The sequence below is a fragment of the Klenkia terrae genome, assembly GCF_900491935.1.
Taxonomy (GTDB): domain Bacteria; phylum Actinomycetota; class Actinomycetes; order Mycobacteriales; family Geodermatophilaceae; genus Klenkia; species Klenkia terrae.
This window is the reverse complement of the sequence record NZ_UEXK01000004.1, coordinates 4,720,114-4,731,847: the sequence shown is the minus strand read 5'-3', so window position 1 is coordinate 4,731,847 and position 11,734 is coordinate 4,720,114. Positions and strand designations below refer to the sequence as shown.

The 11,734-nt window shown below is 71.5% G+C and carries 9 protein-coding genes and 2 rRNA genes; 6 read left to right on the top strand and 5 right to left on the bottom strand.

Annotation, left to right across the window (positions count from 1 at the left end):
• Window positions 1–21 precede the first annotated feature (21 nt).
• Together LFA75_RS23460 and LFA75_RS23455 are read right to left on the bottom strand one after the other, a co-directional pair.
• The gene (locus LFA75_RS23460) at window positions 22–1,122 is read right to left on the bottom strand and encodes a DUF5667 domain-containing protein (protein WP_225235979.1); all 1,101 of its coding nucleotides are present in this window, start codon (window positions 1,120–1,122) and stop codon (window positions 22–24) included.
• A gap of 121 nt (window positions 1,123–1,243) precedes the next feature.
• Window positions 1,244–1,897, bottom strand: coding sequence for a sigma-70 family RNA polymerase sigma factor (locus LFA75_RS23455; protein WP_225235978.1), 654 nt, complete (start codon window positions 1,895–1,897; stop codon window positions 1,244–1,246).
• Window positions 1,898–2,069: 172 nt separating this feature from the next.
• Between LFA75_RS23455 and LFA75_RS23450 the strand changes: the two genes are divergently transcribed.
• Window positions 2,070–5,207: ribosomal RNA gene (locus tag LFA75_RS23450) — 23S ribosomal RNA — on the top strand.
• Between the two features lie 147 nt (window positions 5,208–5,354).
• Window positions 5,355–5,471, top strand: a 5S ribosomal RNA gene (gene rrf, locus LFA75_RS23445).
• 278 nt (window positions 5,472–5,749) lie between these two features.
• On the opposite strand, the gene LFA75_RS23440 is transcribed toward rrf, so the two are convergent.
• Complete coding sequence (locus LFA75_RS23440) at window positions 5,750–7,096, bottom strand: hypothetical protein (protein WP_225235977.1); 1,347 nt, start codon at window positions 7,094–7,096, stop codon at window positions 5,750–5,752.
• Window positions 7,097–7,132: 36 nt separating this feature from the next.
• Between LFA75_RS23440 and LFA75_RS23435 the strand changes: the two genes are divergently transcribed.
• Both LFA75_RS23435 and LFA75_RS23430 read left to right on the top strand, forming a co-directional pair.
• Entirely contained in the window at window positions 7,133–8,038 is a 906-nt protein-coding gene (locus LFA75_RS23435; protein WP_225235976.1) for a hypothetical protein, read from the top strand.
• An 84-nt stretch (window positions 8,039–8,122) separates the two neighbouring features.
• Window positions 8,123–8,521, top strand: coding sequence for a single-stranded DNA-binding protein (locus LFA75_RS23430; RefSeq protein WP_225235975.1), 399 nt, complete (start codon window positions 8,123–8,125; stop codon window positions 8,519–8,521).
• Window positions 8,522–8,527: 6 nt separating this feature from the next.
• Here the strand turns inward: LFA75_RS23430 and LFA75_RS23425 are convergent, their stop codons facing one another.
• Window positions 8,528–9,808, bottom strand: coding sequence for a DUF1015 family protein (locus LFA75_RS23425; RefSeq protein ID WP_225235974.1), 1,281 nt, complete (start codon window positions 9,806–9,808; stop codon window positions 8,528–8,530).
• 73 nt (window positions 9,809–9,881) lie between these two features.
• On the opposite strand from LFA75_RS23425, the gene LFA75_RS23420 reads away from it, so the two are divergent.
• A complete protein-coding gene (locus tag LFA75_RS23420; protein ID WP_225235973.1) occupies window positions 9,882–10,985 on the top strand; it encodes an HAD-IIA family hydrolase in 1,104 nt (367 codons plus the stop codon).
• A 27-nt stretch (window positions 10,986–11,012) separates the two neighbouring features.
• Here the strand turns inward: LFA75_RS23420 and LFA75_RS23415 are convergent, their stop codons facing one another.
• Window positions 11,013–11,330 (bottom strand): SCP2 sterol-binding domain-containing protein, encoded by a 318-nt coding sequence (locus tag LFA75_RS23415; RefSeq protein WP_225235972.1) that lies wholly within the window; start codon window positions 11,328–11,330, stop codon window positions 11,013–11,015.
• A gap of 180 nt (window positions 11,331–11,510) precedes the next feature.
• Between LFA75_RS23415 and LFA75_RS23410 the strand changes: the two genes are divergently transcribed.
• A complete protein-coding gene (locus tag LFA75_RS23410; RefSeq protein ID WP_225235971.1) occupies window positions 11,511–11,723 on the top strand; it encodes a hypothetical protein in 213 nt (70 codons plus the stop codon).
• The last annotated feature ends 11 nt before the right edge of the window (window positions 11,724–11,734 follow it).

Below are 11,734 nucleotides of genomic sequence, written 5' to 3'. Positions count from 1 at the left end.
TAGGATTCTACTATTTTTTTTTTAGCGAGCAGACGACCGGATACGAGTTCCTCTCTGGTCTCGTGGGCGCGGGGGTGTGTATAAGAGACGGGCCGGGGCCTGGGTCGACGTCCGGGCCGGTGTCGAGGCCCCCGCACCGCCGCCGGACTGGCCGGGCACCGTGGTCGTCGGCTGCGCCGGAGCGCCGGGGGCCGGGGCCTGGGCGGTCGGCGCACCCGGCGCGACGGTGGTGCCCGCGCCCGTCGACGGCGTCGCCGAGGACGTCGGCACCGGGACGTCGGCCAGGCACGGCCCGGGGACGACGCCCAGCCGGTCGCTGCCGGCGTCCGCCGCGCCGGCGGGGCAGGCCAGCACGGCCTGCAGCGCCGCGCCGCGGGCGGCCACCTCGTCGACCAGGCCCACCGATGCGGCCACCGCCTCCTCGGCGCCGACGGGGACGTCGAGTGCGTCCAGCCCCGCCCGCTGACCGGTCGTCCACTCCGCCAGCGTGTCCAGCGCAGCCTCGTCGCCGGCCTGGACCGCGGTGGTGGTCAGCGCGGCGGTGCCCTCGATGGTCTGGTCGTCCATCGTGGTCAGCACGTCGACCACGGTCCCGGCGTCCGCCCCGGAGGCGGCCACGCCGGTGCCCGGCAGGTCACCGCCCACCGAGGCCGGTGCGGCGCCGGCCTCGGAGCCGGTGAGGTCGGCCAGCTCGGCCAGCCGGGTGCTGGCGAAGGTCAGCAGGGTGAGCCCGCGGTCCTCGTCGGAGGCCAGCGCGAGCTGGGTCTCCTCGCCGCCGCGCTTGAGGCCGTAGAGCAGGTCGCCGGGTTCGGCGTCCTGGGCCAGCGCCAGCAGACCGGACAGCGCGCCCACCGACATCGCGGCCCCGACCAGCCCGGCCGTCAGCCGGGTGCGCCAGCGGCTGACCGGCGCGTCGTCGGCCCGCCCGGCGAGCAGCCGCTGCCAGCGGCTGGCCCCGGCGTCCGGGGTCCGGACGGCGGTCGCCCCCACCGATCGCACGGCGGCCATCGCCACCAGCCGCGCACGCTGCGCGGCCCGCACGTCGGCGGTGAGGTCGGGTTCGTCCCGGGACAGCGACCGCAGGCGCGCGGCCAGGGCCGTCTGCAGCTCCGCGTCGTTCACCGTGCTCCCCGATCCCCGCGCACACCCGTCGACCCGGTGGACCGGGTCAGTGCGCTCAACGACCGGGTGCGCCACCCGGTACGGGGTACCCGAGGGTAACTTGCGACCACACCCGCCCGGGTCATCGCAGTCCCTCCGGCAGCAGGCCGGCCAGCCGCTTCACGGCCCGGTGCTGCAGGGCCTTGATCGCGCCGTCCTTCTTGCCCATCGCGGCCGCCGTCTCGGCCACCGACAGCCCCTGCAGGAAACGCAGCGCGATGCACTCGCGCTGCTCGTCGCCGAGCTGCGCGACGCAGGCCAGCAGCTCCGCGTTAGTCAGCCCCTGCAGGACCGCGTCCTCCGGGCCGGCGGTCACCCGGTCGGCGTCGCGCATGTCGGCGGTGGTGACCTCCAGGCGGAACCGACTGCTCTTCACGTGGTCGCGGACGATGTTGCGGGCGATGGTGACCAGCCAGGCACCGACGTCGCGGCCCTGGAAGGACAGCGAGTCGATCCGGCGCAGCGCCCGCACGAAGGTCTCGCTGGTGAAGTCCTCGGCGGTCTGCCGGTCGGACACCCGGTGGTAGAGGTACCGGAACACCATGTCGGCGTACCGGTCGTAGAGCTGGCCGAACGCCTCGGCCTCCCCGGCCTGGGCCCGCTCCACCAGCGCCCAGACGGCGACCTGCTCCTCGCCCTCCGGCTCGGCCGGGACCTCCTCCTCGACCTCGATGACCTCGTCGACCTCGAGGACCTCCGGCACCTCGGGCTCGACCGGCGCCGGGGGACGGACCACCGGCGGGGGAGCGGGCGCCCGGTGGGCGCCGGGTGGGCGCGCGTGCACCCGGCTCCTATACACACCTGACCCTGCCGGCGGGTGTTGGTGGTGGGTGTGGGGTGGGTGGTCGTTCGTTCTTTGAGAACTGCACAGTGGACGCGAGCATCTTGTAGTGATTGTTTGTTTGTGTGTTCAAGTTGTTAAGGGCGCACGGTGGATGCCTTGGCACCAGGAGCCGATGAAGGACGTAGGAGGCTGCGATAAGCCTCGGGGAGCTGTCAACCGAGCGTTGATCCGAGGATTTCCGAATGGGGGAACCCCGCACCAGTCATGTGGTGTGACCCGCGCCTGAATATATAGGGCGTGTGGAGGGAACGTGGGGAAGTGAAACATCTCAGTACCCACAGGAAGAGAAAACAACCGTGATTCCGTGAGTAGTGGCGAGCGAAAGCGGATGAGGCTAAACCATGTGCATGTGATAGCCGGCAGGCGTTGTGCATGTGGGGTCGTGGGACGCATCTTGATCCTTCTGCCGAAGGTTCGGGGAGTCAGAAAAGTGTTGTGTTAGTGGAAGGCCTCTGGAAGGGGTCGCCATAGAGGGTGAGAGCCCCGTACACGAAAACGCGCACTCTCCTTTGATGTGTTCCCAAGTAGCACCGAGCTCGTGAAATTCGGTGTGAATCTGGCGGGACCACCCGCTAAGCCTAAATACTCCCTGGTGACCGATAGCGGACAAGTACCGTGAGGGAAAGGTGAAAAGTACCCCGGGAGGGGAGTGAAATAGTACCTGAAACCGTGTGCCTACAAGCCGTGAGAGCCTTATGCGCATTCGTGCGTGGGGGTGATTGCGTGCCTTTTGAAGAATGAGCCTGCGAGTTAGCGGTACGTGGCGAGGTTAACCCGTGTGGGGTAGCCGTAGCGAAAGCGAGTCCGAATAGGGCGTTCCAGTCGCGTGCTCTAGACCCGAAGCCGAGTGATCTACCCATGGCCAGGTTGAAGCGCGGGTAAGACCGCGTGGAGGACCGAACCCACTTCGGTTGAAAACGGAGGGGATGAGCTGTGGGTAGGGGTGAAAGGCCAATCAAACTCGGTGATAGCTGGTTCTCCCCGAAATGCATTTAGGTGCAGCGTCACGTGTTTCTTGCCGGAGGTAGAGCACTGGATGGTCTAGGGGCCCCACAAGGTTACTGAAATCAACCAAACTCCGAATGCCGGTAAGTGAGAGCGTGGCAGTGAGACTGCGGGCGATAAGGTTCGTAGTCGAGAGGGAAACAGCCCAGATCATCAGCTAAGGCCCCTAAGCGTGTGCTAAGTGGAAAAGGATGTGGAGTCGCAGTGACAACCAGGAGGTTGGCTTAGAAGCAGCCACCCTTGAAAGAGTGCGTAATAGCTCACTGGTCAAGTGATTCCGCGCCGACAATGTAGCGGGGCTCAAGCACACCGCCGAAGCTATGGCATTCACGCAATAGCCTGCTCCTCGATCAAGGTCGTTGAGCCAGGTGTGTGGATGGGTAGGGGAGCGTCGTGTGGCGATGGAAGCGGCGGAGTGATCCAGCCGTGGACGCCACACGAGTGAGAATGCAGGCATGAGTAGCGAAAGGGGAGTGAGAAACTCCCCCGCCGGATGACCAAGGGTTCCTGGGCCAGGCTAATCCGCCCAGGGTGAGTCGGGACCTAAGGCGAGGCCGACAGGCGTAGTCGATGGACAACGGGTTGATATTCCCGTACCCGCGAAAGAGCGTCCATGCTGAACCCAGCGATGCTAACCATCTGAAGCTCCGTGACTGCTGCCCTTCGGGGTGGTGGCGTGTGGGTGGAACGTGGGACCCGGACTGGTAGTAGGCAAGCGATGGGGTGACGCAGGAAGGTAGTCCTACCGGTGAGTGGTAGTACCGGTGCAAGGGTGTGGCCCGTGGAATAGGCAAATCCGTTCCGCAATAGGGTGAGGCCTGACGCATAGCCGAATGAGGCGAATGGGATGATCCTATGCTGCCGAGAAAAGCCTCTAGCGAGCTCTGAGCGGCCCGTACCCCAAACCAACTCAGGTGGTCAGGTAGAGAATACCAAGGCGATCGAGCGAACTGTGGTTAAGGAACTCGGCAAAATGCCCCCGTAACTTCGGGAGAAGGGGGGCCATTCACTGTCATCACCCTTGCGGTGGGCAGCGGTGGGTGGCCGCAGAGACCAGTGAGAAGCGACTGTTTACTAAAAACACAGGTCCGTGCGAAGTCGAAAGACGATGTATACGGACTGACGCCTGCCCGGTGCTGGAACGTTAAGGGGACGGGTTAGCTCTTTTAGGGCGAAGCTCAGAACTCAAGCGCCAGTAAACGGCGGTGGTAACTATAACCATCCTAAGGTAGCGAAATTCCTTGTCGGGTAAGTTCCGACCTGCACGAATGGCGTAACGACTTCTCAGCTGTCTCAACCACAGGCTCGGCGAAATTGCACTACGAGTAAAGATGCTCGTTACGCGCGGCAGGACGGAAAGACCCCGGGACCTTCACTATAGCTTGATATTGGTGTTCGGTTCGGTTTGTGTAGGATAGGTGGGAGACTGTGAAGCGGGCACGCCAGTGTTCGTGGAGTCGTCGTTGAAATACCACTCTGGTCGAATTGGATGTCTAACCTCGGTCCGTGATCCGGATCAGGGACAGTGTCAGGTGGGTAGTTTAACTGGGGCGGTTGCCTCCCAAAATGTAACGGAGGCGCCCAAAGGTTCCCTCAGCCTGGTTGGCAATCAGGTGTCGAGTGCAAGTGCACAAGGGAGCTTGACTGTGAGACCGACGGGTCGAGCAGGAGCGAAAGCTGGGACTAGTGACCCGGCACCGGCATGTGGAAGCGGTGTCGCTCAACGGATAAAAGGTACCCCGGGGATAACAGGCTGATCTTCCCCAAGAGTCCATATCGACGGGATGGTTTGGCACCTCGATGTCGGCTCGTCGCATCCTGGGGCTGGAGTAGGTCCCAAGGGTTGGGCTGTTCGCCCATTAAAGCGGTACGCGAGCTGGGTTTAGAACGTCGTGAGACAGTTCGGTCCCTATCCGCCGTGCGCGTAAGAGACTTGAGAAGAGCTGTCCCTAGTACGAGAGGACCGGGACGGACGAACCTCTGGTGTGCCAGTTGTTCCGCCAGGAGCACTGCTGGTTGGCTACGTTCGGCAGGGATAACCGCTGAAAGCATCTAAGCGGGAAGCTCGCTTCAAGATGAGGTCTCTCACCCCTTGTGGGTTAAGGCCCCCGCCCAGACCAGCGGGTTGATAGGCCGGAGGTGGAAGCACAGCAATGTGTGGAGCTGACCGGTACTAATAGGCCGAGGACTTGACTCACCTCAAACATTCACGCAATCAGCAAGATCTTGTCTCGCGTCCACTGTGCGGTTCTGAAAGAACGGACACACCTCGTGTGTGCTCCACAGACCGCCCCACCAGCATCCCTTTGACCGGGTGCGACAGGGGTGGAAACTTTCACAGCGTTACGGCGGTCATGGCGAGAGGGAAACGCCCGGTCTCATTCCGAACCCGGAAGCTAAGCCTCTCAGCGCCGATGGTACTGCCCGGGGGACTGGGTGGGAGAGTAGGACGCCGCCGGACACCATTCCGACAAGGGGGTCAGAGCTGAGGCTCTGGCCCCCTTCGTCGTTTGTGTGCATTCCGGATCCTGACCACCGCGACGTTCGTCCGGTGGCGACATCGACGGGCAAGAGGTACGACGAACCATGACTTCACCGCGACGCGGCAACGGCGGATCCGACAGGGGCGGCAGCGGTCGTCCCCCCGGCGGTGGCGCCGGCCGTCCCGGCCGACCGGCCGGCGGAGACCGCCGCGGTGTGGCCGGCCAGGGCCGTCCCCGCCCCGAGGGCGGCGCAGCGTCACGTGACGACCGTGGCGGTCGACCCGGTGGTGACTCGCGCGGCTGGAGCGCCGGCCCGCGTCGTGACTCCGCCGGCGGCCCCGGTGCCCGACGCGAGGGCGGTCCCTCCCGCGGGGACGGGCGCTCGAGCGGCGGCTGGCAGGACCGGCGACCGGCCGAGGGTGGCCGTGGTGCGCCGTCCGGGTCCCGTGGTGGATCGACCGGCCGACCGGGCCAGGACCGTCGGCCCGCGGCCGGTGGACAGGGCGGCCGCGTTGACTGGCAGGAGCGTCGACCCGGTGCCGGTGGTGCCCAGGGTCGTCCGCAGGCTGGCCGTCCCCAGGGTGGCCGCCCGCAGGGTGACCGGCCGCAGTGGCAGGACCGTGGTGCCGGTGGGCGCGACGGCGGTCGCCCGGCCTGGCAGGACCGCTCCGCCGGTGCCCGTGGGCCCGCTGCCCCGCGGCAGGCGTCGCCCTCGGGCGAGCAGCTGCCCGGTGCGCGGGAGCGTGCCCGGCTGAGCGGGGACTGGCAGCCGCGCTACGGCGGCTCCGCCAAGCCCCGCACCGGCGGCCCCGGTGCCGACCGCCCGGGTCGCGACGGTGCCAGCGGTGGTCGCCCGTCGTGGCAGGACCGTCGCCCGTCCGGCGATCGTCCCGCCGGTGGTGACCGTCCGTCGTGGCGGGACCGTCGCCCGGCCGGTGGGGACCGGCCCTCCGGTGGCGACCGTCCGCAGTGGCAGGACCGCCGCCCCGCGGGTGGTGGTCGCCCGTCCGGTGGCCGCCCCGCCGGTGGCGACCGCCCGGCGTGGCAGGACCGTCGCCCGGCTGGCGGTGACCGACCCTCCGGTGGGGACCGCCCGCAGCGGCAGGACCGCCGCCCGTCCGGCGACCGCCCCGCCGGCGGTGACCGCCCCGCGTGGCAGGACCGTCGTCCGGCCGGTGGGGACCGGCCCTCCGGTGGCGACCGCCCGCAGTGGCAGGACCGCCGTCCCGCCGGTGGTGGCCGTCCCGCCGGCGGTGACCGGCCGGCGTGGCAGGACCGCGGAGGCGCTGGTGGCGACCGGCCGCAGCGGGGTGGCGGTCGCCCGTCCTCCGGTGGCGGTCGACCGGCCGGGACCGACCGCCGTCCCGCGCGTGGTGGCGACCGTCCCCAGCAGGACCGGCGGGACAGCGGTCCCCGGGACTCCGGCGACACCCGCCGAGCCGTCGGGCCGCCGATCCCGGAGTGGGCCGACCCGCAGCAGCTCGACGGCACCGTCCGCCGGGCACTGCGCGGCCTGGAGTCCCGCAACGCCGACGTCGTCGGCCAGCACCTGGCCGCCGCCGGCGGCCTGCTCGACGAGGACCCGGCCGCTGCGCTCCTGCACGCCCAGGCCGCACGCGAGCGGGCCTCCCGCATCGCCGTGGTCCGCGAGGCCGTCGGCGTGGCGGCCTACCACGCCGGCGACTTCACCGAGGCGGCCCGCGAGCTGCGTGCCTACCGCCGGATGAGCGGGGACGACTCCTACCGGGCCGTCCTCGCCGACTGCGAGCGCGCGCTGGGCCGGCCCGACGTGGCCCTGCGCCTGGTCGCCGAGGCGCTGACCGATGGACCTCCGGCCGAGGAGGTCGTCGAGCTCCGCCTGGTCGAGGCCGGGGCCCGCCAGGACCTCGGGGAGCTGCCGGCCGCCGCGCTGGTGCTCGAGGCCGCGCTGGGTGGCCGACCCACGCCCGAGCAGCTCGACTCGGGCGACCTGGGGCAGCTCCGGCTGGCCACCGCCTACGCCGACCTGCTGGTCGCGCGCGGCGAGGACCAGCAGGCGCACACCTGGTTCGAGGCCGTCATGGCCGCCGACCCCGACGACGAGACCGGGGTGGCTGCCCGCTTCGACGACGTCGACTACGACGAGGACGAGGACGAGGACGGTGACGACGAGGGCGTCGTCGACTCCGCCGACGGTGAGGCCGAGGACGACGAGGCCGAGGGCGACGCGGTGGAGGTCCCCGTGGTCGAGGACGCCGCCGCCGGCAGCGAGGTGGCGGCCGAGGACGACGACGCCGTCGAGGACGACGCTGACGAGGACGACGCTGACGAGGACGACGACGTGTCTCCGGAGGAGGCCGGGCTCGGCACCGAGTACGACCCCGACGAGCAGGACGTCGAGTCCGAGGTCGCCGAGCTCCTCGGCGAGATCCCGGCCCCCGGGTTCTCCGACGGCCAGCCCGCCGAGCAGGTCACCCAGGTGCAGCCCAAGCCGCTGCCGGCCGACCAGTCGGGTCTGTTCGCCGCGCCCGGTGAGCTGAGCGAGCACGACCGACCGACGGACTGACCTCCGTCGTCCACAACCACCGGGCCCGTCCACAGATCGTGGGCGGGCCTGGTGGGGGCACCCGCCCGCGGCGAGGCTGCCTGCATGAGCCTGTCCCTGGTCGACCGCAACGAGATCACCCTGCGCGGGCGGCTGTCCGCCCCGGCCGAGCTGCGGGAGCTGCCCAGCGGCGACACCCTGCTCGTCTTCTCCCTGACCGTCCGCCGACCACCGCCGGACCCCGCCCGCGCCCGCCCGCGCGAGCCGCGTCAGGACACGATCACCTGCGTCTCCTTCGCGGCGGCGCTGATCACCCGCTCGGCCGGCTGGCAGCCCGACGACGTCCTGGAGGTCGAGGGGTCGCTGCGCCGTAGGTTCTGGCGGACGCCCGGCGGGACCGCCGTCGCCCACGAGGTCGACTGCCGGCGGGTGCGCAAGTGCCGGGTCCCGGCCAGCCGCCGCGCCGCCGACCCCGCCCGAGCCGGTGCCTCAACCGATGCCTGAGCCGGTTCAGTGCGGGCGGAACACCAGGCCGGTGCGCGGCTTGGGCACGAACAGCGTCGACTTGCGCGGCATCCGGGCGCCGTCCCGGGCCACCGCGGCGACGTCGGCCGGGGACGACGACCGCAGCAGCAGGGCCACCCCGTCCCGCTCCCGGGCCAGCCGCAGCGCCTCGGGGACGTCGTGGGCGACCAGCACCGCCGTCGGGTCGTCGGGCAGCCCCCACAGGCCGCTGAGCAGCCCGGCGTGGGCAAGCACGACGTCCAGCGACCGCCAGCTGTCCGGCTGGCCGGTCGGGATGCGCGCCCGCACCGCGTCCGTGGGCGACGAGAGCAGCAGGACGTCGGTGCCGTCGGTGACCAGGAAGCAGTCCTGCCCGGGCTCGGCCACCCAGTCCCGGGCCACCGCCGCCGCGCCGCCCTCGACCGCCGTCGTGTCCACGCGGGTGACCCGGAAGCCGGTGGAGGCCAGCTCGCCGGCCGCCGCCAGGTCCAGCCCGGGCACGACCCGGTGGATCGCCTGCACCCGGAGGCCGCCGGGACCCATCGGTGTCAGCAGCGCCAGCACCGACCCCCCGTGGGGGCCCGCGTGGGCCCGGGCCGCGGCGAACCGGTGGTGACCGTCGGCGATGACCGCCGCCACCCCGGCGAACCCCTCGGTGAGGTCGGCCAGCGCCGCCGGGTCCTCGACCCGCCGCAGCTCGTGCCGGACCCCGTCGGCATCGGTGACCTGCAGGTCCACGGGCCGCTCGAGCACGTCGGCGGTCCACCGCGCCACGGCGTCGGACCGGTCGTGGGCCAGCACGATGGGTTCCAGGTCGGTGCCGGTCGCGGCCAGCAGCGACCGGCGGCCCTCCACCGCGGGGGCGAACACGTCCTCGTGCGGCAGCACGGCGCGGGAGCCGGCCGGCGGCAGCTCCACGGCGACCAGCCAACCGGTGGTGGCGGCGCCGTCGGGCCCGCTCATCCGGTAGCTCCACAGCGCGGGCGTGCCGTCCTGCACGAGCACGCCGGAGGTCTGCCAGTCCCGCAGCGTGGCCGCGGACAGGGCGGCCGAGCGGGCCGTCCGGTCCGCGGGTGCCTCGCCGGGCCGGTCCTCGACCGCCGGCAGGATCAGCCGGACGACGTTGTGCGGGTCGGCCGCGGCCAGCCGGCTCCGGCCCGCAGCGGTGACCAGGTCGTAGGCGGGGGAGCTGACCCGGGCGAGCTGCTCGGGGCTCCGGGCGGCGTAGGTGAGCGCCCGGAACGGGTGCACGCGCAGGCCGGAGCCGGCCGCGCTGGACGAGGGCATCCCGCGATCGTAGGTGGCACCGAGCCCGTCGCCCGGCGTGCTGGCGACCGGGCCGCTGTGGTCGGATCACCCGGTGACCGCCGACGCCGCCCTGCCCCTGCTCGCCCGCGGTGCCCCGCGCCGGCCGTGCGAGGTGCACGACGTGGCGCTGCTGGACCTCGACGGCGTGCTGTACGTCGGTCCCGACGCCGTGCCCGGTGCCGCACCGGCCCTGGAGGAGGCGCGTGGCGCCGGCATGCGGTTGGGGTTCGTCACCAACAACGCCGCCCGCACCCCGCAGGAGGTGGCCGACCACCTGACCGAGCTGGGCATCGGGGCGGCCGCCGAGGACGTCATCACCAGCTCGCAGGCCGCCGCGACCGTGGTCGCCGAGCGGTTCGGCGCCGGTGCAGCGGTGCTGCCGGTGGGCGGGCCGGGGGTGGCCGCCGCGCTGCAGGCGGCCGGGCTGCGCGTGGTGGAGCGCGCCGAGGACTCCCCGGTCGCGGTGGTGCAGGGCTACGGGCGGGACGTGGGCTGGACCCAGCTGGCCGAGGCCGTGGTCGCCGTCCGGGCCGGGGCCACCCACGTGGCGACGAACACCGACGCCACCATCCCGTCCCCGCGCGGCGTGCTGCCCGGCAACGGCGCGCTGGTCGGGGTGGTCAGCACGGTCACCGGGCAGGCCCCGGTGGTGACCGGCAAGCCCGACCCGGCGATGCACGCGGAGTGCGTCCGGCGCACCGCCGCGCGCACCCCGCTGGTCGTCGGCGACCGGCTGGACACCGACATCGAGGGCGGCCTGCGGGTGGGGGCACCGACCCTGCTGGTCTTCTCCGGCGTCACCACCCCCGCGGTCCTGCTCGCCGCCGGGCCGCAGGCACGCCCGGACCTCGTCGCCGCCGACGTGGCGGGGGTGAACCGCGTGCACCCGGCGGTGCAGCCCGAGGGCGACGGCTGGCGCTGCGGGAGGTGGACCGCGGTCGCCGGCGACGACGGCCTGCGCCTGAGCCAGGACGGCGCCGGGCCCGACGACGGCCCGGACGACGGACCCGAGGACGACGGCTTCGACGGCCTGCGCGCGCTGTGCGTCGCGCACTGGGCGGCGCACCCCGACGACTCCGCGGCCCCGGCGGTCACCGCGGGGGGCGGCGCCGAGGTCGCCGGCACCCTGTCCCGGTGGGGACTGGCCGAGAGCTGAGGGGCTCTCGGCTCGGGGCCGCCCGGGTCAGAGCAGGGAGCGCAGCCGCAGCATGTCGCGCAGCCCGGCCTCGAGCTTGACCCGGCCCGAGGCCCAGGCCGACCCGAAGGACAGCGAGCCGTCGGTGAGGGCCAGCAGGTCGTCGCTGGAGGTGGTGATCCGGATGTCGGCCTTGGGGACGGCCGGTCCGTCGGGCACCGCGGTCATGTCCTGCGCGCTGCCGTTGGCCAGCCGGCCCTGCACGACCTGCGACAGGTCGGTGATCCGGCAGGACACCGTGCGGTCCAGCCCGCTGAGCGCGGGATTGGCGGCGAGGTCGCCGACGAAGCCCTCCAGGGCGGTCATGCACTGCTCGAGCGTGGCCACGTGCCGTCGCCTCCAGGGGGTCGGGCCCGCCGACGGCGGGATCGCCCGGCACGCTACCGGTGGCCCCTGCGGCGACCTGCGCCGTCGGTCGCGGCCGGTAACCTCGCAGACGTCCGCCGGTCGACCGGCAGCACCCGACGGCGGGAGGAGGCAGCACGCGTGAGCACCCCGGTGGCACCGCAGCCCGGCCCAGCGCGCCCGGGCGGCTGGCTGCGTCCCGACGCCGCCCCGGCCGCACCCGCTCCGGCGCTCGACGGCGGGTCCGCGCTGACGGCCGCGCTGCGCGACCTGCCGGTGTCCGGGCACGCCGCCGTCCTGGCCGACGAGCACGACCGCCTGCACCGGCTGCTCGCCACGATCGACCAGCTGTGACCGTCCGCGCC